At 56.6% G+C, this 20,912-nt stretch carries 23 protein-coding genes; 8 read left to right on the top strand and 15 right to left on the bottom strand.

Features of this window, described 5'->3' with window-relative positions; genetic code table 11:
• Positions 1–7 precede the first annotated feature (7 nt).
• From gspK to gspC, 9 genes are read right to left on the bottom strand one after another with little or no spacing between them, the layout of a single operon-like run.
• On the bottom strand, positions 8–1,018 hold the full coding sequence (gspK, locus tag ACMGG5_RS13390; RefSeq protein WP_024907832.1) for a type II secretion system minor pseudopilin GspK: 1,011 nt from the start codon (positions 1,016–1,018) through the stop codon (positions 8–10).
• Positions 1,015–1,620: a type II secretion system minor pseudopilin GspJ gene (gene gspJ, locus ACMGG5_RS13385; protein ID WP_370883950.1), complete on the bottom strand. Its 606-nt coding sequence runs from the start codon at positions 1,618–1,620 to the stop codon at positions 1,015–1,017. The genes gspK and gspJ overlap by 4 nt, the downstream gene beginning before the upstream one ends.
• Positions 1,617–1,997, bottom strand: a complete 381-nt coding sequence (gene gspI, locus ACMGG5_RS13380; RefSeq protein WP_420277974.1) for a type II secretion system minor pseudopilin GspI — start codon at positions 1,995–1,997, stop codon at positions 1,617–1,619. Before gspI ends, gspJ begins: the two co-directional genes overlap by 4 nt.
• On the bottom strand, positions 1,990–2,475 hold the full coding sequence (gene gspH, locus ACMGG5_RS13375) for a type II secretion system minor pseudopilin GspH (protein WP_148768975.1): 486 nt from the start codon (positions 2,473–2,475) through the stop codon (positions 1,990–1,992). Before gspH ends, gspI begins: the two co-directional genes overlap by 8 nt.
• A complete protein-coding gene (gene gspG, locus ACMGG5_RS13370) occupies positions 2,475–2,924 on the bottom strand; it encodes a type II secretion system major pseudopilin GspG (RefSeq protein WP_024907836.1) in 450 nt (149 codons plus the stop codon). Before gspG ends, gspH begins: the two co-directional genes overlap by 1 nt.
• Positions 2,925–2,927: 3 nt before the next feature.
• The gene (gene gspF, locus ACMGG5_RS13365) at positions 2,928–4,136 is read right to left on the bottom strand and encodes a type II secretion system inner membrane protein GspF (protein ID WP_420277973.1); all 1,209 of its coding nucleotides are present in this window, start codon (positions 4,134–4,136) and stop codon (positions 2,928–2,930) included.
• Entirely contained in the window at positions 4,136–5,614 is a 1,479-nt protein-coding gene (gspE, locus tag ACMGG5_RS13360; RefSeq protein WP_157188833.1) for a type II secretion system ATPase GspE, read from the bottom strand. The genes gspF and gspE overlap by 1 nt, the downstream gene beginning before the upstream one ends.
• 15 nt (positions 5,615–5,629) lie before the next feature.
• Entirely contained in the window at positions 5,630–7,555 is a 1,926-nt protein-coding gene (gspD, locus tag ACMGG5_RS13355; protein WP_420277972.1) for a type II secretion system secretin GspD, read from the bottom strand.
• A gap of 13 nt (positions 7,556–7,568) precedes the next feature.
• Complete coding sequence (gene gspC, locus ACMGG5_RS13350; RefSeq protein WP_090417576.1) at positions 7,569–8,300, bottom strand: type II secretion system protein GspC; 732 nt, start codon at positions 8,298–8,300, stop codon at positions 7,569–7,571.
• Between the two features lie 300 nt (positions 8,301–8,600).
• Between gspC and ACMGG5_RS13345 the strand changes: the two genes are divergently transcribed.
• Positions 8,601–10,151, top strand: coding sequence for a peptidoglycan-binding protein (locus ACMGG5_RS13345; protein WP_420277971.1), 1,551 nt, complete (start codon positions 8,601–8,603; stop codon positions 10,149–10,151).
• Positions 10,151–10,780 (top strand): hypothetical protein, encoded by a 630-nt coding sequence (locus ACMGG5_RS13340; RefSeq protein WP_420277970.1) that lies wholly within the window; start codon positions 10,151–10,153, stop codon positions 10,778–10,780. Before ACMGG5_RS13345 ends, ACMGG5_RS13340 begins: the two co-directional genes overlap by 1 nt.
• Here the strand turns inward: ACMGG5_RS13340 and ACMGG5_RS13335 are convergent, their stop codons facing one another.
• The 3 genes from ACMGG5_RS13335 to ACMGG5_RS13325 all read right to left on the bottom strand — a co-directional run bounded on the left by ACMGG5_RS13335 (position 10,781) and on the right by ACMGG5_RS13325 (position 12,823).
• A complete protein-coding gene (locus ACMGG5_RS13335) occupies positions 10,781–11,404 on the bottom strand; it encodes a helix-turn-helix domain-containing protein (protein ID WP_061715669.1) in 624 nt (207 codons plus the stop codon).
• A 268-nt stretch (positions 11,405–11,672) separates the two neighbouring features.
• Positions 11,673–12,503: an N-acetylmuramoyl-L-alanine amidase gene (locus tag ACMGG5_RS13330; protein ID WP_048990936.1), complete on the bottom strand. Its 831-nt coding sequence runs from the start codon at positions 12,501–12,503 to the stop codon at positions 11,673–11,675.
• Positions 12,500–12,823 (bottom strand): heavy metal-binding domain-containing protein, encoded by a 324-nt coding sequence (locus ACMGG5_RS13325; protein WP_023310944.1) that lies wholly within the window; start codon positions 12,821–12,823, stop codon positions 12,500–12,502. The genes ACMGG5_RS13330 and ACMGG5_RS13325 overlap by 4 nt, the downstream gene beginning before the upstream one ends.
• 97 nt (positions 12,824–12,920) lie before the next feature.
• Between ACMGG5_RS13325 and ACMGG5_RS13320 the strand changes: the two genes are divergently transcribed.
• From ACMGG5_RS13320 to artJ, 6 genes are all read left to right on the top strand, one after another.
• Positions 12,921–13,439 carry a lipoprotein gene (locus tag ACMGG5_RS13320; protein ID WP_023335076.1) on the top strand — a complete coding sequence of 173 codons (519 nt, stop codon included), beginning with the start codon at positions 12,921–12,923 and terminating at the stop codon, positions 13,437–13,439.
• A 226-nt stretch (positions 13,440–13,665) separates the two neighbouring features.
• Positions 13,666–14,394 carry an arginine ABC transporter ATP-binding protein ArtP gene (artP, locus tag ACMGG5_RS13315; protein WP_023310942.1) on the top strand — a complete coding sequence of 243 codons (729 nt, stop codon included), beginning with the start codon at positions 13,666–13,668 and terminating at the stop codon, positions 14,392–14,394.
• Positions 14,395–14,413: 19 nt separating this feature from the next.
• Positions 14,414–15,145 carry an arginine ABC transporter substrate-binding protein ArtI gene (artI, locus tag ACMGG5_RS13310; RefSeq protein WP_048990934.1) on the top strand — a complete coding sequence of 244 codons (732 nt, stop codon included), beginning with the start codon at positions 14,414–14,416 and terminating at the stop codon, positions 15,143–15,145.
• A 6-nt stretch (positions 15,146–15,151) separates the two neighbouring features.
• A complete protein-coding gene (gene artQ / locus ACMGG5_RS13305) occupies positions 15,152–15,868 on the top strand; it encodes an arginine ABC transporter permease ArtQ (protein ID WP_420277969.1) in 717 nt (238 codons plus the stop codon).
• Positions 15,868–16,536, top strand: coding sequence for an arginine ABC transporter permease ArtM (artM, locus tag ACMGG5_RS13300; protein ID WP_023310940.1), 669 nt, complete (start codon positions 15,868–15,870; stop codon positions 16,534–16,536). Before artQ ends, artM begins: the two co-directional genes overlap by 1 nt.
• A gap of 173 nt (positions 16,537–16,709) precedes the next feature.
• Positions 16,710–17,441: an arginine ABC transporter substrate-binding protein ArtJ gene (gene artJ / locus ACMGG5_RS13295; protein WP_217479971.1), complete on the top strand. Its 732-nt coding sequence runs from the start codon at positions 16,710–16,712 to the stop codon at positions 17,439–17,441.
• 79 nt (positions 17,442–17,520) lie between these two features.
• Here the strand turns inward: artJ and ACMGG5_RS13290 are convergent, their stop codons facing one another.
• The 3 genes from ACMGG5_RS13290 to rlmC all read right to left on the bottom strand — a co-directional run bounded on the left by ACMGG5_RS13290 (position 17,521) and on the right by rlmC (position 20,879).
• A complete protein-coding gene (locus ACMGG5_RS13290; protein WP_420277968.1) occupies positions 17,521–18,990 on the bottom strand; it encodes a sensor histidine kinase in 1,470 nt (489 codons plus the stop codon).
• Positions 18,987–19,679: a response regulator transcription factor gene (locus ACMGG5_RS13285; protein ID WP_048990930.1), complete on the bottom strand. Its 693-nt coding sequence runs from the start codon at positions 19,677–19,679 to the stop codon at positions 18,987–18,989. The genes ACMGG5_RS13290 and ACMGG5_RS13285 overlap by 4 nt, the downstream gene beginning before the upstream one ends.
• Positions 19,680–19,751: 72 nt before the next feature.
• The gene (gene rlmC / locus ACMGG5_RS13280; RefSeq protein WP_420277967.1) at positions 19,752–20,879 is read right to left on the bottom strand and encodes a 23S rRNA (uracil(747)-C(5))-methyltransferase RlmC; all 1,128 of its coding nucleotides are present in this window, start codon (positions 20,877–20,879) and stop codon (positions 19,752–19,754) included.
• Positions 20,880–20,912: the final 33 nt, after the last annotated feature.

Here is a 20,912-nt window from a genome sequence, read left to right as displayed (position 1 = left end):
ACTTTTCTTATTCAATCATTCGGTAACGGCGCTGCCACGTCACGATCTCACCGGCTTCGTTATTGACCTGAAGCTGGCTCACCACGCGAAGCGTTAATTCATCGGTATTGCCGGTATAATTGACGCGGAAATACCGGCTGTTAATGGAGAGATAGTCGGCCACCTGCGGAAGGTCGTCTTTTAACTGGGGGAAGGCCTGCTCCAGCGCTTTGCTGAAGGTTTCCATACTTTCCCAGCCGGTTTCAGGACGCGATTCAATCAGGCGAACGGCATCATCTTCATTGAGTTTTCCCGGGAACAGCGCGGCCAGTAAGGCGGCCTGCTCCGGTTTCAGGGTATTCACATCCACCTTGCTGGCGGCGTCCGGCAGCGCGCACAGCAGCTTGCTCACCTTCGGGTAAGCGGCAGCCGGAAATGCGGGCAGCAGCGTGATCTCGGCAATGGTTCGCATCATCTGGTTTGCCGGTTGGCGAGCGGGCACCACGCCAGCCCAGGCATCGGTCTCTGCGCCCTCTTTGGCCGTCGTCGTGTCGCCATCGAGATAGTCCACCAGCTGCAGATACACCTCTTCCGCGTTGGTCTGGCTCAGGCCGCTCTGCGTCAGAAGCTGTTCAACAATCTGCTCTCTGCGGGGCTTTTCCGGCACCGCCGGGGGGTTTTTCCCCTGGGCAACTTTCTCGACCGCCAGCAGGTTGTTGACGTTAAAGCAGTCCTGCGCGTCTTCCACCTGGCCGACCACCGTGTAGTCTTCGCCCCGGGTTTCCAGCGGCTGATGCCAGTCGCCGTCGGGGGAGAGCGCTTTGCTTTCCCCGCTGGCGTCGGCCTGCAGCCGGTCTTTCACCACCTTTTCCTGGGCCTGCATCGCCCAGCGCAGCTGCTGCTGGCTTACCTGGTAATGCGTTTTTTGCAGGTTGCGGCAGAACTGCTGGCTGATTTTGGCAGCCAGCGCCGACATCATCACCAGCAGGATCAGCACCACCAGCAGGGCTACGCCTTTCTGTTTCTGTAATCGGCTCATGGCTTCACTTCCTGTGCCGGCTGCGGGGCAGGTGCAGCGGCCTCAGGCAGATCTCCCGGGGTCGTAAATACCCAGCGCCAGGTATCACCGTTTTCCATGGTCAACGTCAGCTCCACGCCGTCCGGCAGATGCGCCGGGTCGCTCCATCTTTTCTGCCAGCCCTGACGGTAAAAACGCCACTGCAGGGATTTCACGTCGCTGACAATCGGCACCTCGTCGGGTTTCGCGTCCGCCGGGCCGTCAATCACCGGCCAGACGTCGCGATACAGATGCCCTTGTTCCAGCCACCAGCGCACGCGCTCCAGCTGGACCGTGCCGCTCACGCCGTTCAGCGTGGTCAGCTCAAGCGCATCGTCCACCTGACGGAACAGATCCGGCTCGTTGCGCGGCGCGCGCGCCTGCAGCTGGTAGAAATCACGTTCCATCAGGTTCCATGCGCGCTGCAGCTGATTGAGCTTCGCCGCGCTGGCGTCGGTGGCCGAACTGGTGCGCATCGCCCCGTCCAGAATTTGCCAGGCCAGGGTGCCGATCACCGCAAAGATGGTCAGGGCAATCATGATCTCCAGCAGGGTAAAACCGCGCTGGCGTCGGGTTCTCTTCACTGGCTCTCTCCTGGCCCAACGATCTGCAGCGAAATAACCGGCTGGCTGTCGTCACCTTCGGCATACACGCGAATCGCGTTAGCCCAGCCGTTGTCGGCGGTTTTGACCCGCTGCTTACGCCAGTTCCAGCCGCGCCCGCCCATGATTTCCGTTCCCTGCTCCTCAGCATCCGGGAAGTCGGTTTTCGCGAGCTGCGCTTCCGCCAGCTGGTTCTCGGCCACCCAACTGGCCTGCAGCGTGTTGGCCAGCCCGTGGGTGAAGCGCACGTTCAGAGAGACCGAGTTCATCAGCGCCAGCGCGGCGGTGGAGAAGATGACCAGCGCGACCATCACCTCCAGCAGCGTCATCCCGTTCTGCTTAACCTTGCCTTTAGTCATCGTTCTCTACCGATACCGGGGCCGCGCCCTGCGACACCACGCGGAAATGGTGCTGTTTGTCGTAGCTTTGCAGCGTCAGCGTAAAGCGGCCAATCTCACCGTCCGGCAGAAAGAGGATCTGGGGATCGGCCTCGACGGTGGCCGCCAGACGCTGGGGCGACAGCGATACATGCATCTCCTGCGGAAAATCGCCTTTGGTGGTAATTCGTCCGGCAGATAAAGGCACCCAGTGACGCACGCCATTTTTACCGTCGAGCGTGACAAGCTGATATTTATCGGTGGTGATTACCAGCCCGACGATATTTCCGTCCATTACCGCACGATCTGAACCATAATCAACGAGGGCTTTTAATTGCTGGCCAAATATATCCGCACCGCTGCGTGAGGGTATTGTTGATACCACCATCATGGCGCAGCTGGAAAATATCACCAGCGCCAGAATAATTTCCAGCAACGTAAAGCCGCGTTGACTTTTCATTATTTCTCTTTCTTATCCAGAGACCAGTTCGTAATATCGTCTGCGGTATTGGCTTCGCCGTCCGGACCGGCAGAGAAGACGTCAACTGCGCCGTGTTCGCCCGGGCTGACGAGCAGATAATCGTTTCCCCACGGGTCCTGCGGCAGGCGGCGAATATAGCCGTCAGCGCGGTAGCCATTCGGGATGGGTGCGATTTCAGGCTTGGTCACCAGCGCCTGCAGTCCCTGCTCGGTCGTCGGGTAGCGGTGGTTATCGAGCTTATACATATCCAGCGAGCCTTCGAGCGCGACAATATCGCTGGTCGCTTTTTGCGTATCCGCTTTTTCTTTATTGCCCATTAAGTTTGGCACCACCATACTCGCTAAAACGCCGAGAATAACGATCACCACCATTAATTCGAGCAAGGTGAAGCCCGCCTGGCGAGCCAGGTTTTTACGTTTTATAGCCATGATTTAACCTACCATATTATTAAGTTGCAGAAGCGGCTGTAATATTGACAGCACGATAAATAAAACAATCGTCGCCATGGAGACCACCAGCGCCGGTTCAAATACCGACAGCGTTAACGTAATTCGATGCTGTAATGCCGACTCCTGGTTTTCCGCCGCGCGGTCCATTAAATTGCCGAGCTCCCCGCTCTCTTCGCCGGAGGCAATCATGTACAGCATGGTCGGCGGGAATAATTTCGCCTGTTCAAGCGCGGCATATAAAGATGCCCCCTGGCGCACGGTATCGGCGGCCTGCTCCAGCACCTGCCGGGCGTAGAGGTTTTCGATACCGTCCATCGCGATATACATCCCTTCGAGCAGCGGCACGCTGCTGGCCTGCAGAATGCTCAGGGTTCGGATATAGCGGGCGCTGTTGATGGCGCAGACCAGCTTTTTAATCGGCGAGCCGTTCACCAGCCAGCTGTGCCAGCGAAAGCGGTTTTTGGCATTTCTGAGCCAGGTCTTAAAGCCGATAAACCCACCGGCCAGGATCCCGACAATATAGATGCCGTACGCCTGCAGGAAATCGCTCACCGCGATCAGCGTGCGGGTGGTGATCGGCAGCTGCTGCTTCATGTGGGTGAACTGCTCGATCACCTGCGGGACCACCGCCACCAGCAGAATGCCGATCACCGCGATGGCTACCACCGTCAGGGTAATCGGGTAGACCATCGCCTGCGTCAGCTTGCTTTTCATCTTCTGACGCTGCTCGTTGTACTCCGCCAGCTTCTCCAGCACGTCGCCCAGGTGACCGGTCTTTTCACCGGCCATCACCAGGGTGCAGTAGAGCTTGTCGAAGGTGCGCGGGAACTGGCTGAAGGCGTCAAACAGCGTGTGCCCTTCCACCACCTTTTCACGGATCTCCACCACCATCGCCGCCAGCTTTTTGTCTTCCGTCTGCTTCGAGATGGCCTTCAGCGCACTTTCCAGCGGCAGCGCGGCGTTGACCAGCGTGGAAAGCTGGCGGGTAAACATCGACAGCACCGGCGTGGAGAGCTTAGCCCCGGTCTTTGCTTTCCCGGACACCGCCGCTTCGCGGGTTTCGGTGATGCTGACAGGCATTAGCTTTTGTTCGCGAAGCCACTGGCGAACCTGCTTTTGCCCCTCGGCCTGCAGCGTGCCGCGCCGGGTTTTGCCCGCCGCATCCGTCGCCGTCCAGGCGTAGAAGGCCATTATTCATCCCCCCCGCGCTCGGCGGTGACGCGCATCACCTCTTCCAGAGAGGTGATGCCGCTAATCACCTTCAGCAGCCCGTTTTCGCGCAGGCTGTAGGCCTGCTTAAAGAGCTGCGTTTCGATGGACATTTCGTCCTTATCTTCATGGATGGCGCGACGCATGGTGCTGTCCACCACCAGAAATTCATGAATACCGGCACGGCCCTGATAGCCGCTCTGGCGGCAGTGCTCGCAGCCCACTGCGCGATAGATCGCTTTCGGCGGCGCGTCCATAAAGCTGAACAGCACTTTTTCATTGTCATCCAGCGGACTGGTGATCCGGCAGTGGCTACACAGCCGACGCACCAGACGCTGGGCAATGACACCGAGCAACGATGAACCGATTAAAAACGACTCCAGCCCCATATCCCGCAGGCGGGTTATCGCCCCGGCGGCGCTGTTGGTGTGCAGCGTAGACATGACCAGGTGACCGGTAAGCGAGGCCTGTACCGCAATTTGCGCGGTTTCGCCGTCGCGAATTTCTCCGATCATCACCACATCCGGGTCCTGACGCAGAATGGCGCGCAGCCCGCGGGCAAAGGTCATGTCCACGCGCGGGTTAACCTGCGTCTGCCCCACCCCTTCCAGCTCGTATTCAATCGGGTCTTCAACGGTCAGGATGTTGCGCTCATGACCGTTCAGCGCCGAGAGAATGGCGTACAGGGTGGTACTTTTACCGGAACCTGTCGGCCCGGTGACCAGGATAATGCCGTGCGGGCGGTCAATCAGCCCTTTTAACTTCTCCAGCTCTTCATCAATCAGGCCCAGCTTGTTGATGTCGGGCTTCAGGTTGCTTTTATCGAGCAGGCGCATGACCACGCGCTCGCCGTACTGGGACGGAATGGTCGAGACGCGCACGTCGATGGCCTTGCGGCCGATGCGCAGAGAGATACGGCCATCCTGCGGCAGGCGCTTCTCGGCGATGTCCAGTTTCGACATGACCTTGATGCGAGACACCAGCAGCGGTGCCAGCTTGCGCGCCGGCTGCAGCACCGGGCGCAGCACGCCGTCAACGCGGAAGCGAATGCTCAGCGTGCGCTCGAAGGTTTCGATATGAATATCCGACGCGCCGTCCTTCACCGCCTCGCCGAGAATGGCGTTGATCAGGCGGATCACCGGCGAGTTCTCGTCGTTATCAAGCAGGTCTTCGTTATCCGGGATCTCCTCGGTTAACGCCATCAGGTCGATATCCGCGTCCATATCATCCACCAGCTGCTGCGAAACGCCGCTGCTCTGCTGCCAGATCTTGGCCAGCAGCTCGTCAAAGGCTTCAGATGTCAGGGTCACCGGGACGAACGCGCGTCCCAGCACCCGGCGCACTTCCAGCAGTGCTAACGCCGGGGTGTTATCACGGATATAGACGTCGTTGTTGTAAAACAGAACGCCGTTATCTTTTGCGTAGCTGCTGCTACACAGGGTTTTAGTCAGTTCGTCCACGGTGCCCTCTCCGCCTTAGTCTTTAAAAGGATTGCGCGGTGCGCTGGCGCTGGTTTTCACAGGTGCGGCGCTGGCGTCGACGGGAAACGCGGGCAGTACCGCGTTATCCGCCGGTTCAACAATACCGAGCTTCTTCTCTTCCACACGCTGCTGCTGGCGGGCGCGGATCTGGTCATATTTCTCTTTCGACGCCGCGCTGTAGTTGTCGTCGTCGCGCAGCACGGTGGTATGGATAAACACCATCAGGTTGCGTTTAGCCGTATCCTGCGAGGTGTAGCGGAACAGCTGGCCGACCAGCGGGATATCGCCCAGCAGCGGCACTTTGGAGACCGATTGTTTGGTGACGTTCTCCATCAGGCCGCCGAGCACCACCGTCTGCCCGCTGTGCACCATCACTTCGTTGTTGATGGTACGGGTGTTGAAGGTTGGGCCGAGGCTGGCATCTTCCGTCGCGCTGTTGTCGACGCTGGAGACTTCCTGCTCAATCTTCAGGTGGATCATGTCGCCGTCGTTGATTTGCGGCACAATTTTCAGCTTGGTCCCGACCGTCTTGCGCTCAACGGAGTTAAAGACGTTGTCGCCACTGGTGGTCTGGGAGCCGGAAAGCACCGGCACGTCCTGACCGACGTTGAACGACGCCTCTTTGTTATCCAGCGTGACCACGCTTGGCGTGGAGAGAATATCGTTTTTGCCGTCGGTGGAGAGCGCGGTCATCAGCGCCCCGAAATCGCCGTTAAAGAAGCCGGTCGCAAGGCCGGTGAAGCTCGCCCCCTTCATGGTGCCGTTTTTAATCTGGCTGATTGGCAGGCCGGTGGAGCCGAACTGCACGCCGCCGTGCTTGCTGGTCCACTGCACGCCGAGATCCAGGCCGTTACCGTCCTGCACTTCAGCAATGATCGCTTCCACCAGCACCTGCGGACGACGGATGTCGAGCTTGTCGATCACCTTCTCAAGGGAGTTCATCACGTTAGGCTGAGCGGTGATCACCAGCGAGTTGGTGGCCTCGTCGGCGGTAATGTTCAGATCGCTGAACGCGGTGGCGGTTTTCGCCTTCGGCGTACTGGCCTTGTCCTTCAGCTGTTCACCTATCCCGGTCAGAACCGGCACCACCTTCGTGGCGCTGGCATATTTGAGGTAGAAGACGCGGGTATTCCCCTCGTTGTTCTGCTCGCGGTCCAGCTGATGGATCAGAGAGCGGGTACGCATGCGCGCATCTTCCGAGCCGCTGATCACCAGGCTGTTGGTTTCGTCATCCGCCACCACTTTAGTGGCCAGCTGCGGCGCGTTCTGCCCCTTCTGCTCTTCATTGTTGAGGTTGTTCAACATGTCGGAGAGCTCTTTGGCGGAGGCAAAGCGCAGCGGCACGATCTCGCGGCGCTGAATCCCGTCTTTGTCCACGCGCTGAACCAGATCCACCAGGCGGTTCACTACCGAGGCTTTACCGGTCAACAGCAGCACGTTGGACGGTTCAAAGTGCACCACGTTGCCGATGCCGGTGGCATCGTTCAGCTGGCGCAGCAGCGGGGCAAGTTCACGTACCGGCACATTTTCCATGCGCACGACGCGGGTGATGATCTCATCACCTTTACCCGGGTTTTTGCTGTCTGCCAGCGGCGCGCCGGCGGTACGGGCCACGCTGGAACGCACTACTTTAATCATGCCGTTGTCCATCGGGATCACCGACAGGCCGTACAGATCCAGCACGCTCAGGAAGAACTGGTAATACTCATCTTCCGTCAGCACGTTGTAGGTTCGCACCGACACCGAGCCCTGCACGGACGGATCGACGAGTATGGTTTTATTCAGATTGCGGCCTACCGTATCGATAAACTCGCGGATATCGGTATTTTTAAAGCTCGCGCTAAAGTTGGCTGCTAGCAGCGAACTTGAATATAACGACAATGCGGTCAGCGCCACGCACGCCCAGGGAAATTTCTTCATGTCTGTACACTTGTTAATTGTTTAGAACATTAACCCGAATATTTTCAAGGTGAGCGTGACGTCTGACGACGACCTCCGCCTCTTTCATTTTCGACCAGTTGGCAATAATACTTTTTGCCTTTGCTTCATCGGTCATATCGACAGAATTCACTTTTACCGCCACATCACCTTTTTCCAGCCCTGAATGGCTGTAGAAGGAAGAGGCATTCCTTGGATTAATGTTGTAGCCTTCCAGCTGGCCTTTTTCGATTAACGGTTTTAACACCAGATAATCATTCAGATGCACACTTTCCGCGCCTGCATCTTTCGTCGATTTGCTTACCGGGCCGCTGTCAACGCCGCCCTTAAAATAATCAGGTTTATTTAATGCCAGTACCTGCGTAGCACCTTCGTAATTAACCACCACATTGTCTTTGTTAATTTCCTGAATATAGGCATCGTTAAAACCGGTCAGCGGCTCGCCTTCACGGTAGCTCTTCTGACCACCCGGCGTTTTGATCACGGCGAAAGAAAGCCAGGCGTCATCGCTGCGCACAATACCTTCGATCTCCGCTGCCAGCGGGGCTTTCGCGGCGGCTGGCAGGTTGTCCTGACGCACGGCCGCCGTGAAAAGGGTGAATGTTTTTTTATCACGACGCGTTTTCAGCGGCTGCGCATCAGCGTTAGCCAACTTATTCGTAACTTTTTTATAATCTTTAAACGTCAGATACCCTTGCTGGCCGCAAAAAATTAACAGCACAAACATAATGCAAGGCGTTATCCACCGTGACAGAAATGAGAACCTCATTTTTCATCTGGCCTTTAGCAAAGCGAAAATAAGCAGCGTCGCGCTGCGCCAATATGTGAGCAAAGCGTAATTTCCCGCTGTAAAAACGACCACTCACTTTGCCGCTAACTTTCATACAGAAAAATATTGACCGCATAAAATCCAGATGTTAGGCCTCACCGGCAGGATATTTTTACCCTGTGCGCAAATTGACCACCCTATAGCGTTGCTTTACTTTCTCGTCCTGTTGCTATTCCTAATCAGAGACGGTAAGTCGTTATGTATCAGAGCCACTTTAATTTTAAAAACCCGCCCTTTCGGAAAATAACCGGGTTATCCGGGGATTTTCTGGTGCCTTATCATCAGGATGTGTTCAACCTGCTGAAAGAGAAAACCCAACAGGCGGGGATTATTGGGCTCTTTGCTGACGATGCCCCGCTGCTGGGCCAGTTCAGCGACGCCCTGAAATCCGCTAATCCTGACGTTTTTGCCATCAACGCGTTTCCAAAACTGAGTGCCAGTAGCCTGCTGTATAAACTCAACCCGGGAACGAAAGAGAGCAAAAACCGGCTTCAGGCGGTGGATACCATCCTGCACCAGTGGCAAGGGGAAAAAACCAGGACGAAAGTGCTGGTGATTAGCCACACCGAAGCCATGAAGGACACCTGTCAGGAGGTGCTGGCTATGCTACTGACGCGCGCCCAGGAGCTGGGGTTTTGCCTCTCCATCGTGCTGATGGGCGCAGCGGATCGGGAAGCCGTCCTGATGCAGCAGCCTGAGCTGCGTGAATATGCGCATACCCGTCACAGCCTGCGTCCTCTTACCTGCCGGGAATCTCTCCGCTACGTTGAGGCGCAGTGTGAAGAGCACGGATGCGAGAGCTCACCGTTAACCCCGGCGCGCGTGCGCAAGATGCATGCGCTGACCAGAGGGAATATCAGCAAGCTGAACGAGCTGGCCCACCTGTCGATGCTCGCCGCCTGGACCGAGCGTGCGGATCAGGTCAGCCCGCGTCATTTACGTCTGGCCTCCGGCGAGACGCTGCCTGCGAAAAAACACGGTAAGCGCCTGGCTACCGTCGGTTTATTCGCATCCGTGCTGTTTGCCGCCTGCGGCTGGTATTTAACCTCCTCGATCGATGCAAAACTTCCGGTTCAGCTCCCGGTGCCTGCTAGCTGGAAACAGCAGACGCCACATGTTCAGGCCCCGGTGGTGCCGTTTATCGACAATGAAATGGTCAATCAGCCGGATGCCATGCATCAGCTCTATCTGATGTGGGGATATGACGCCTCAGCGGACGATGCCCTGTGTCAAAACGCCGCGAAGGTGAACCTGATGTGCAGGCAGGGTAACGCCTCACCGGACGCGCTGGCGCAGGAAGGGTATCCGTGGGTAAGTGAACTGAAAACCGGCAACCACCTCAATTATGCCGTGGTCGCCCGCGTCGGGGATAACTCACTCGACCTGCTGATGAACAACCGTACCTGGCAGGTAAGCCGCAGCTGGTTTAACCAGCATGCCACCGGCAACTTTACCCAATTGCACCGCCTGACGCCGGAAGGTAAAGACGTCATTAGCGCCGCCAGCGATGCGAAGGACATGGGTTGGCTTGACCAGCAGCTGAGCGTAGCCCTTAACCAGCCGGAAACCCATTCACGGACCTGGACGGCGGAGATGATGAAACGCACCCGCGAGTTCCAGCAAAAAATGCATCTGCATGTGGATGGCATTCCAGGGGAAGATACATTGATGCAGTTAATGCGTGAAACTCATTCCACGCCGAGCGTGCTGATCCAGACCACCCCTAAAATGCAGGAGAAGAAAGCCTGATGTCTACCATCTCTCTTGCGGCCCAGCGCAGCTACGCTACCGGGGAGGCGGTCTGGTTTTCGTATCGCCTCCCCAGCCTGAGAAAAATCGTCGGCAACGCCTTTTTAGGGATGTTGGGTCTGTGCGTCATGTTGACGGCGGGCGTGTACGCGCATACTTACTGGAATCTGCGTCATCCTGCGCCGGAACCGGTAACAAAAGCGAGCGTAGCGAAACCTGAAACGCAGCTTTCTGATATGCACTACGTGTATGTGAGCAAGCCGTTCCCGCATCTACATCCGAAACCCGCACCGGTGCAGGCAGACATCCCTGCCATGCAGGATCTGCCGATTAACAGCGACGATGCCGACTGGCAGCAAGCGCCCGACGGCGCGGAACCGCACGATACGTCGCGGGATACGTTACCCGGCACCGAAGCGCATGATGTCACGCCCGCCAGTACAGGCAGTGAGGATGCTTCTTTAACCGAGTTGTTTAAGCAGGCGTTAAAAGAACAGGAGCAAGATTATTCGCAAGGCAAAATTCCCGCGCCGCCGGTGGATGAAACGCAGGATAATTCGCAGACGAGAGTGCAACATAACGTGGGATCCCGATCTCCTTTGAGTGAAAAAGGAGATCGGCTGGAATAGTTAGTATTTTTCAGGCAATGTGTTCAGATTAAGGAGTCGACCTTTTTCCACCACAATATATTGACCTTTTTTGAGGTCGGAGAGGATTTTAATGATGGTACTGCGCGCCAGATTGGTATATTCCTGAATATAATCGTAAATATTGATATCACGCTGATGATGAACAATCAGCTCATTAATCTCGTATAAAAACTCGCGCACTACAGAATAAGCGCTGCGGGCAACCAGCACATCGTCACGTTTGCTCAGCATGCAGATGTACCAGGCCAGCACTTTGGTGAGTTCAGGCCATAAATTGTTATCGGTCATCAGCTGCGCGAAGACCTCTTTTTTGATTGAGCGCACCACAGCGTTAGCGCGAATGAGGCCGTACATATGGGTTGCGTTATAGTACATCGACGAGAGGCCAAAAATGCACTGGCCCGTTACCGTGAACATACACAGTTCGTCGGATTCGCGTCGGAATTCAACTTCACCGCTGACGATAATATGAATATATTGTGAATCGGACGTGGAGAGTTTCTGCCATTTCTTTAAGATCTTCTCTTCAAAACCTGATGTAGCAGAAATAATGGCTTCCATTTCATATTGCGGACGTAATTTTTTTGCATAGATGCTTAACATTGTTATACCCGATTTAAGATGTGAAATTTAAAAATGCAGGCATAGGGCAAAAAAGCCTTAAGCCCTGAATATGTTCCTGTGAAATTCTCAATGAGAGAAATAAAGAATAAATGCGATATATTTATTTGCTATATTAATTAGCAAGCTATGTGTCTATCTTAAATCCGGATAATTTTAAGTCAATTAACTAAAAATGAATTGAGTTTGTACTTAAGATTAATCTGAAGAAAATCAGAATGCGTTAAGGCATTCGGGGTAGTCCGAAGGATTACCCCTGCCCGTACTTCTCCAGAAGCGCTTCGGCAATGGCCATCGTTTCGACGTCCGCAATACCGTTCCACAGGTCAGGCCGGAAATGCATCTGGAACGCCGTGATGATGCGCTTTTGCTGCGCAGGGGTGCTGTCAACCGGCACCTCATAGCCATACCGCGCGAGGAGATCGAGTAATGCCCCGGTCGCCACCTGCTGATAGCGCGGACGCCCGTTAATATAGAACGCGACGCGCGCCGGATCGGGCCATGCGCCAATGCCCTGCTGAGCAAGCTGTCGCCACGGGAACAGCGGGCCAGGATCGTCTTTGCGCTGCGGCGCGATGTCCGAATGGGCCACCACGTTTTCAGGTTTGATGTTGTAGCGGGTAATAATATCTTTGGCGAGCGGCACCAGCGCCGCAATTTGCGCAGGCTCAAACGGGGTAAAGCGCTTAACGCCCGACGTTTTTTGCCAGCCGCGGTTCTCCAGCTCAATGCCGACAGACGTATCATTGATGCGGTTTGTGCCGCGCCAGAAGCTAATGCCCGCATGCCAGGCCAGTTCGCTCTCGGGCACCAGTTGCCAGATGCGCGGCTTACCGTCCGGTGCCGGGGGTTTAGCCGGGATCAAATAGTGAGAGCTGACATTCTTATCCGTCAGTGTGGCCAGCGAGCTGTCAAAATCATCCGCGGTGTAGTGGATAACCAGCACCTTGATGCGCGGGTAAGCCGCCTGAGCCTGATGACGCGTATCCAGCTCGTAGGCACCTTTATCGATGATTCCCTTTTCCGCGGCACACCCTGCCAACAGCAGCGCCAGCAGGATTGTGGCAAACGAACGCCTCATCGGAGGGTTTTCACCGCCGTACCGCTTACGCTCACCATCAGCATGCTGGCATCTTTCCCGACCGTTTCGTAGTCGATATCAATCCCGACGACCGCATCCGCGCCGAGGGCTTCCGCCTGCTCGCCAAGCTCTTTAAAGGCGATTTCGCGCGCTTTGCGCAGCTCTTTTTCGTATGCACCCGAGCGGCCACCCACGATATCGCGGATACCGGCAAAAAAGTCACGGAAGATATTGGCGCCGAGAATCGCTTCGCCGGTGACCACGCCGCAGTACTCGGTTATTGTCTGCCCTTCCAGGGTTGGCGTTGTTGAAAACTGCATGGTTTCTCTCCTTCTTTAGCGTTCAATGCCTTAGGCACAGCATTATCGGTTCGTTACGCTATGATTGAAAGGATAGTTAATAAATAAGGAAATCAACATGCGCTATTCTGCTTTAACACTTTTAGTGCCCTGCGCGCTGGTGCTCAGCGCCTGTACCACCACGGTCACGCCAGCCTTTAAGGATATCGGTACCCGCAGCGGCCCCTGCATAGAGGGCGGCCCGGACACCGTGGCGCAGCAGTTCTATGATTATCGCATTCAGCACCGCAGCAACGACCTCACCGGGCTGCGCCCGTATCTGAGCGATGGCCTGGCAAAACTGCTTAACGACGCCACCCGCGATCCACAGCATAACGCCCTGCTGAAATCCGATCCGTTCTCCAGCCGCACCACCCTGCCGGACAGCGCCGAAGTGGCGAGCGCGTCAACCATCCCGAATACGGACGCCCGTAATATTCCGCTGCGCGTGAAGCTGACGCAGGGAACCCAAACCTGGCAGGATGAAGTTCTGATGATCCGTGAAGGTCAATGCTGGGCAGTGGACGACGTACGCTACGTGGGCGGCAGCGTTCATGCCCCGGCAGGCACGCTTCGCCAGTCGATTGAGAATCGCTAAATCCGCCGATATCCCCTGGTAACCCCCGTAAAATGTGCGGCATTTCATGCGGAATGCCGACATTTATACTCGCCGACCTTGCCGTTCGCTATTTTGTGCTATGTTTAAGAGGAAATACGGGTTATATTTAACTTTTAACGCAGAAATATTGCATAACTATTCTGTCAACGGTACTATCTGCGGCCTCAATTGCTATAGATTGCCTGGATGAGTAAAGACTGCCCCGATGAGTATTAAACTAAACGGCATTAACTGCTTCTACGGCGCACACCAGGCGCTGTTTGACATCACGCTGAACTGCCCGGAAGGCGAAACGCTGGTTTTGCTTGGCCCAAGCGGTGCAGGCAAAAGCTCCCTTCTGCGTGTCCTTAATCTGCTTGAAATGCCCCGTTCAGGTACGCTGGCGATTGCCGGTAACCATTTTGATTTCGCGAAGACGCCGTCTGATAAAGCGATTCGTGAGCTGCGTCAAAACGTCGGCATGGTCTTCCAGCAATACAATCTCTGGCCGCACCTGACCGTCCTGCAAAACCTGATTGAAGCCCCGTGCCGCGTGCTGGGGTTAAGCAAGGATCAGGCGATCGCGCGCGCCGAAAAGCTGCTGGACCGCCTGCGTCTTAAGCCCTACAGCGACCGCTATCCGCTGCATCTTTCTGGTGGTCAGCAGCAGCGTGTGGCCATTGCCCGTGCGCTGATGATGGAGCCCGCGGTGCTGCTGTTTGATGAACCCACCGCGGCGCTGGATCCGGAAATCACCGCCCAGATCGTGAGCATCATTCGCGAGCTGGCGGAAACCAACATTACGCAGGTCATCGTCACCCACGAAGTGGAAGTGGCGCGTAAAACCGCCAGCCGTGTGGTCTACATGGAAAACGGCTATATCGTTGAGCAAGGTGATGCGAGCTGCTTCGCGAACCCGCAAACCGATGCCTTCAAAAACTATTTATCTCATTGATTGTGTCAGGGGAAATATAATGAAAAAAGTATTACTTGCCGTGCTGCTTGCTGGCGTTACCCTTTCCGCTACCGCAGCCCAGACCATTCGTTTTGCCACGGAAGCCTCTTACCCTCCGTTTGAGTCCATTGACGCGAACAACAAAATTGTGGGCTTCGACGTGGACCTGGCTAACGCCCTGTGTAAAGAGATCGATGCGACCTGTACCTTCAGCAACCAGGCGTTCGACAGCCTGATCCCAAGCCTGAAGTTCCGCCGTATCGACGCCGTGATGGCCGGTATGGACATCACCCCTGAGCGTGAAAAGCAGGTGCTGTTCACCACCCCTTACTACGACAACTCCGCCCTGTTCATTGGTCAGAAAGGTAAATTCACCTCTGTCGATCAGCTGAAAGGCAAGAAAGTCGGCGTGCAGAACGGCACCACGCACCAGAAATTCATTACGGATAAGCATCCTGAAATCACCACCGTTCCGTATGACAGCTACCAGAACGCGAAGCTGGATCTGCAAAATGGCCGTATCGACGGCGTTTTCGGTGATACCGCGGTGGTGACCGAGTGGCTGAAAGCCAACGACAAGCTGGCGCCAGTGGGCGACAAAGTGACCGATAAGGATTACTTCGGTACCGGTCTGGGGATTGCCGTTCGTCAGGGCAACACTGAGCTGCAGCAGAAATTCAACGCTGCGCTGGAAAAAGTGAAGAAAGACGGCACCTACGAAACCATCTACAAAAAATGGTTCCAGAAGTAATTCCTGATGAATGAAATTTTTCCTTTAGCAAGCGCCGCCGGGATGACCGTCGGCCTTGCCGTTTGCGCACTGATTATCGGCCTCTTGCTGGCGATGTTCTTTGCGGTGTGGGAATCCGCGAAATGGTTCCCCGTCGCCTGGACAGGCTCCGCGCTGGTCACCGTGCTGCGTGGGCTACCGGAAATTCTGGTGGTCCTGTTTATCTATTTCGGCTCTTCGCAGCTGCTGCTTACGCTGTCGGACGGCTTCACCCTCAATCTCGGTTTTGCGCAGATCCCGGTGCAGATGCAGATTGATAACTTCGACGTCAGCCCTTTCCTGTGCGGCGTGATTGCCCTCTCCCTGCTCTACTCCGCGTACGCCTCGCAAACCCTGCGCGGTGCGCTGAAAGCCGTGCCGCAGGGACAATGGGAGTCGGGTCAGGCGTTAGGGTTGTCGAAATCCGCCATCTTTTTCCGTCTGGTGATGCCGCAGATGTGGCGTCATGCCCTGCCGGGGCTCGGCAACCAGTGGCTGGTGCTGCTGAAAGATACCGCGCTGGTGAGCCTGATCAGCGTTAACGATTTGATGCTGCAAACCAAAAGCATCGCCACCCGTACCCAGGAGCCGTTTACCTGGTACATTGTGGCGGCGGCGATCTACCTGGTGATCACGTTGCTCAGTCAGTACATCCTCAAGCGTATTGACCTGCGAGCGACGCGCTTTGAACGGAGACCAGGCTGATGCTTGAATATTTCCCCGAGTTGATGAAAGGGCTGCACACCAGCCTGACGCTGACCGTGGCGTCCATTATCGTGGCGCTGATCCTGGCCCTTATCTTCACCATCATCCTGACGCTGAAAACGCCGGTGCTGGTGTGGATTGTGCGCGGTTACATCACCCTGTTTACCGGTACGCCGCTGCTGGTGCAGATCTTCCTGATTTACTACGGCCCGGGCCAGTTCCCGTCGCTGCAGGAGTATCCGGTTATCTGGCATCTGCTCTCTGAGCCGTGGCTATGTGCCCTGATTGCCCTTTCGCTGAACAGCGCGGCCTATACCACCCAGCTGTTCTACGGGGCGATCCGCGCCATCCCGGAAGGCCAGTGGCAGTCCTGCGGGGCGCTGGGCATGAGCAAGAAAGACACGCTGGCAATCCTGCTGCCGTACGCCTTTAAGCGCGCCCTCTCCTCCTATTCCAACGAAGTGGTGCTGGTGTTCAAAAGTACCTCGCTGGCCTACACCATCACCCTGATGGAAGTAATGGGTCACGGACAGCTGCTGTATGGACGCACCTATGACGTAATGGTGTTCGGCGCGGCGGGCGTGGTGTACCTGGTGGTGAACGGTCTGCTGACGCTGATGATGCGCCTGATCGAGCGTAAAGCGTTAGCGTTTGAGCGCAGAAATTAACCACGCGAATGCATAAAACGGTATTCATAAAGCGGGTAACCTGATGGGTTATCCGCTTTTTTTTGCGATAAAAATAATACTTAATCATTTTTATTGCATATAAATTCATTAACTGGCATTGTACATCCAGGCCGCAGACACGGCGCATCAATAAGACAGACGGGAGCATTACAATGAAAAAGTTAGTTCTGGCCGCATTACTCGCCACCTTCGCCGCTGGCGCATCCGCTGCGGATAAAATCAATTTCGGCGTCTCCGCCACCTATCCGCCGTTTGAGTCGCTGGATGCCAGCAACCAGATCGTCGGTTTCGATATCGATCTGGCGAAAGCGCTGTGCAAACAGATGCAGGCCGACTGCACCTTTACCAACCATGCCTTCGACAGCCTGATCCCGTCGCTGAAGTTCAAAAAATACGATGCGGTGATCTCCGGGATGGACATCACGCCTGAGCGCAGCAAGCAGGTCGCGTTCACCGACCCGTACTACGCCAACTCGGCGCTGGTGATTGCAAAGAAAGGCGCTTATACCTCTTTCGATCAGCTGAAAGGCAAACGCATCGGGATGGAAAACGGCACCACGCACCAGAAATACCTGCAGGACAAACATCCGGAAGTGAAAACCGTGGCCTATGACAGCTACCAGAACGCGATTATCGACCTGAAAAATGGCCGTATCGACGGCGTCTTCGGCGATACCGCCGTGGTGAACGAGTGGCTGAAAACCAATCCGCAGCTGGGCACCGCAACGGAAAAAGTGACCGATCCACAGTACTTCGGTACGGGCCTCGGCATCGCGGTACGTCCGGATAACAAAGCCCTGCTGGAAAAACTGAACGGCGCGCTGAAAGCGATTAAAGCGGACGGTACGTACCAGAAAATCAGCGAGCAGTGGTTCCCGCAGTAACCTTTTTTGCCGGGTGACCTGGCCTACGGGGGTGGTAGTCTGTAGGCCGGGTAAGGCGAAGCCGCCACCCGGCAATTTCTCAAAGCGGCACAAAGAACCTGAACCGCGCCCCGCTCACCGACTCCATCAGCCTGATCCCGCCGCCGTGCAGCTCCAGCATCCGTTTCACGATTAATAGCCCCAACCCGCCGCGATTCTCTCTCGACGCCTGGGTATTGAGCGCCGATGGCCGCTGGAACAGATCGTCGCGCAGCGAGGCATCCACGCCCGTTCCGTTGTCAGCCACTTCGACCTGCAGCCGTTCATTCTCCTGCCAGACCGCCAGACGAATTTCCCCGCCAGCTGGCGTATGGCGCATCGCGTTATCGAGCAGGTTGGTAACCACGCGTTCGATCATCGACACATCGGCGTTTATCAGCGGCAGCGGCCCCGGCACGTCAATATGCAGATTGACCTCTCGCGTGCGGGCGGTGAGCTCAAACTTCTGCGCCACGTCGGAAATCAGCTCTCCCATCGCGAACCGTTCGCGCTGGGGTTTAATGCCGCCGTGCTCAAGGCGCGCCAGCTCAAACAGCTGCTGCGAAAGATGACGGACTTTTTGCCCCTGACGCAGTGCGGTGGCGAGATACTGCTGGTGCTCCTGCGGCGTCAGCGTGGCGGATTTTAGCGAAAGGGTTTCCAGATAGCCCAGCAGCGAGGTGAGCGGCGTGCGGAGATCGTGCGAGATGTTGGCGATAAACTCCCGGCGCTGGCGATCGCTGTCGGCCAGCTGGTCCCACTGGCGGGTGATTTTGCGCGCCAGCTCGATAAAGCTGTTGCGCAGGATTGCCACTTCATCTTTTGCCACCGCGTCCGGCGTCTGTGCCGCCAGCAGCCTGATTGCGCTTATGCTGTCCTGCTCCAGCCCGGCCACTTCCACCGTCAGCTGTTTGACCGGACGCGTAACCCAGTACCAGACCAGCAGCCCTGCCAGCAGCCCAAACAGCGCGACCCACAGCAGTGACCACAGGACGGTACTCCACAGCGCCTTGTGCCAGGCCATTTCCGCCAGAGCGTTTGACTCCTCGCCCTGCAAGATAATGTACAGATAGCCTTTTAGCTCGCCGTCCTGCCGTAGCGGCGTGGCGCTGAAGACTTTTTGATTTTGACTGCGCGGATCGTCGCCCAGTACCGGCATGGCGGTGCCGCTCAGGAAGCTCTGCACCGGCGCCAGGTCGATTTTTTGCCGCTGAATATGGCCCGGCGGTGCGGCATCGGCGAGGATATCGCCGTCAGGAGAGATAACGTAGAGCTCAACGCTCGGATTAAAGGTCATCAGCCGGCCAAACAGCGGTTTCAGCGCGCTGCGGTCGACCCGGCCCTGCGCGTCCAGAATCGGTTCGCGCTGGACGATCTGCTGAGCCAGCCCACCCGACAAACGCTGCACCATCGCGTTACCGTACTGCATGCTGCTGTAGAGCTGTACCGCGCAGGCGACGGCGGCGCAGAGCATCATCAGCAGGATGAAGAGCAGCGTCAGGCGCTGGCTCAGGCTAAAGCGACGCATCATTGCGGCTCCGCAAATTTATAGCCCTTGCCCCAGACGGTGCGAATGATCTCCGGCTCGGCGGCGTCCTTCTCAATCTTGATGCGCAGGCGGTTGATATGGGTGTTAACGGTGTGTTCGTAGCCCTCGTGCTGGTAGCCCCAGACCTGCTCCAGCAGCGCCAGACGCGAAAACACCTCGCCGGGATGACGGGCAAAAAAGTACAGCAGCTCGAACTCGCGCGGGGTGAGGTCCACCACCTGGCCGTGAAGCAGCACGCTGCGCGCCAGCGGATCGATGGTCAGTCCGTGCGCCTGAATGTGTCCGTCGGTTTGCGCCTGCCCCATCGCCTGCTGGCGACGGAACAGCGCTTTGATGCGCGCAATCAGCTCCTGCACGGAGAACGGCTTAGCCAGATAGTCGTCGGCGCCGGTTTCCAGCCCGGTGATGCGGTCGGTTTCGCTGCTGCGGGCGCTGATGATGATCACCGGCAGGTAGCGCGTCATCTGACGGATGCGGCGGCAAATCTCCAGACCGTCCACGTTGGGCAGCATCAGGTCGAGGATCACCGCATCCCACGGCTGTTTTTCAAGACGCTGCAGGGCGTTGCCCCCGTCGGGCTCGTGGGTGATGGCGTAGCCTTCGTCTTCTAAATTGAGTTGCAGAAGCGCCGCGATATCGTGGTCGTCTTCCACCAGCAGGATCTGCTTCATGAGTAAGCCTTCATTCATTTCTTATGACGTAAGCTTACCTGATTTCGCCGGGATGAAGAGTTCACATTTTGTTTAAGATTTTACGAGCAACGTCAGCACTTCATAGTGCGCGGTATGCGGGAACATATCAAAAAGCTGAACGCGTTCAATGCGATAGCCCGGTAGTTGCGCAATGTCTTTCGCCATAGTCTGCGCGTTGCAGCTGGAATAGATGATGTATTCCGGCGCCATCTGGCTCAGGTAGTCGCACAGCGCATTGCCTATGCCGCGGCGCGGCGGGTTGACCAGCACAAGCTCAGGCACGTTGCCCTGGCCGGTCGCGAACTGCGTGGAGTCCAGCGCCTGGAAGTGCAGATTCGTTAACCCCAGTTCGGCGGCAGACTGTTTCGCGCAGGCAATCGCTTCGGCAGAGATCTCAATCCCGGTGAGCTGCATCTCCGGCGTCGCGCAGTGCAGGCCAAACCCGCCCACGCCGCAGAACAGATCCCACATGTGGTGAACGTTCAACGCTCGAACCCAGTCGCGGGCGGTAGCGTACAGGCCGCTTGCCACGGTCGGGTTCGTCTGGAAGAAGCTTTGCGGGCGGATCCACAGCGGCACGCCGTTGAAGCTCTCCGCCAGCGCGTGCTGGTCGGTGAAGAAAATCTCTTTTTCCCCTTCCATGATCGCCATATGCACCGGCTGAATGTTCGCCGTAATGACCTTTAGCTGCGGGAGCTGCGCCTGCAGCCACGGCAGCGCCACGCGAAGCTGCGCCAGCTTGGTTTCAGAGCGCAGCACGAAGCGCAGCATCATGCCGCCGTCGATCTGGCTTTCGGTCAGCAGAAGGTACTTCAGCTCGCCGCGCTTGCGGGCCACGCTGTAGGGCGTTAACCCCGCCCGCACGATAAACGGCTTAAGCGCCGCAAAGACCGGCGCAAAGGAGGCGGGATACAGCGGGCAGTCGGTTAAGTCTTCCGGCGTGCCGTCGCGGTGCAGCATCCCCAGCAGCGGTTTTTCTACGCTGCCGCTGACCACCATTTTGGCTTTATTGCGAAAGCCCTGCTCAGGGCCGCTGACGGGTGCGCACCACTCGCCCACCGCGTGTTCTGCCAGCAGCTGTTGCAGGTCGGCCATTTTGGCGGTGAGTTGTTGAGAGACCGGCTGTTCTATCCACTGACAGGAGCGGCAGCGTCCGGCGTCATAGAGTGCGCACTGCATATGAAAACCTTAAAAATCACGAGGGCTGCGATT

It is taken from the genome of Enterobacter sp. BNK-34 (genome assembly GCF_048684445.1).
GTDB classification, from domain to species: Bacteria; Pseudomonadota; Gammaproteobacteria; order Enterobacterales; family Enterobacteriaceae; genus Enterobacter; species Enterobacter pseudoroggenkampii.
Note: the sequence above shows the minus strand (reverse complement) of the source record. Positions and strands in the feature narration are given on the sequence as shown.

Excerpts from the sequence above, each read along its gene's own strand:
- gspK (WP_024907832.1), bottom strand. The coding sequence starts at position 1,018 with ATGAGCCGATTACAGAAACAGAAAGGCGTAGCCCTGCTGGTGGTGCTG.
- gspI (WP_420277974.1), bottom strand. The coding sequence starts at position 1,997 with ATGACTAAAGGCAAGGTTAAGCAGAACGGGATGACGCTGCTGGAGGTG.
- gspH (WP_148768975.1), bottom strand. The coding sequence starts at position 2,475 with ATGAAAAGTCAACGCGGCTTTACGTTGCTGGAAATTATTCTGGCGCTG.
- gspG (WP_024907836.1), bottom strand. The coding sequence starts at position 2,924 with ATGGCTATAAAACGTAAAAACCTGGCTCGCCAGGCGGGCTTCACCTTG.
- gspF (WP_420277973.1), bottom strand. The coding sequence starts at position 4,136 with ATGGCCTTCTACGCCTGGACGGCGACGGATGCGGCGGGCAAAACCCGG.
- gspD (WP_420277972.1), bottom strand. The coding sequence starts at position 7,555 with ATGAAGAAATTTCCCTGGGCGTGCGTGGCGCTGACCGCATTGTCGTTA.
- gspC (WP_090417576.1), bottom strand. The coding sequence starts at position 8,300 with ATGTTTGTGCTGTTAATTTTTTGCGGCCAGCAAGGGTATCTGACGTTT.
- ACMGG5_RS13345 (WP_420277971.1), top strand. The coding sequence starts at position 8,601 with ATGTATCAGAGCCACTTTAATTTTAAAAACCCGCCCTTTCGGAAAATA.
- ACMGG5_RS13340 (WP_420277970.1), top strand. The coding sequence starts at position 10,151 with ATGTCTACCATCTCTCTTGCGGCCCAGCGCAGCTACGCTACCGGGGAG.
- ACMGG5_RS13335 (WP_061715669.1), bottom strand. The coding sequence starts at position 11,404 with ATGTTAAGCATCTATGCAAAAAAATTACGTCCGCAATATGAAATGGAA.
- ACMGG5_RS13330 (WP_048990936.1), bottom strand. The coding sequence starts at position 12,503 with ATGAGGCGTTCGTTTGCCACAATCCTGCTGGCGCTGCTGTTGGCAGGG.
- ACMGG5_RS13325 (WP_023310944.1), bottom strand. The coding sequence starts at position 12,823 with ATGCAGTTTTCAACAACGCCAACCCTGGAAGGGCAGACAATAACCGAG.
- ACMGG5_RS13320 (WP_023335076.1), top strand. The coding sequence starts at position 12,921 with ATGCGCTATTCTGCTTTAACACTTTTAGTGCCCTGCGCGCTGGTGCTC.
- artP (WP_023310942.1), top strand. The coding sequence starts at position 13,666 with ATGAGTATTAAACTAAACGGCATTAACTGCTTCTACGGCGCACACCAG.
- artI (WP_048990934.1), top strand. The coding sequence starts at position 14,414 with ATGAAAAAAGTATTACTTGCCGTGCTGCTTGCTGGCGTTACCCTTTCC.
- artQ (WP_420277969.1), top strand. The coding sequence starts at position 15,152 with ATGAATGAAATTTTTCCTTTAGCAAGCGCCGCCGGGATGACCGTCGGC.
- artM (WP_023310940.1), top strand. The coding sequence starts at position 15,868 with ATGCTTGAATATTTCCCCGAGTTGATGAAAGGGCTGCACACCAGCCTG.
- artJ (WP_217479971.1), top strand. The coding sequence starts at position 16,710 with ATGAAAAAGTTAGTTCTGGCCGCATTACTCGCCACCTTCGCCGCTGGC.
- ACMGG5_RS13290 (WP_420277968.1), bottom strand. The coding sequence starts at position 18,990 with ATGATGCGTCGCTTTAGCCTGAGCCAGCGCCTGACGCTGCTCTTCATC.
- ACMGG5_RS13285 (WP_048990930.1), bottom strand. The coding sequence starts at position 19,679 with ATGAAGCAGATCCTGCTGGTGGAAGACGACCACGATATCGCGGCGCTT.
- rlmC (WP_420277967.1), bottom strand. The coding sequence starts at position 20,879 with ATGCAGTGCGCACTCTATGACGCCGGACGCTGCCGCTCCTGTCAGTGG.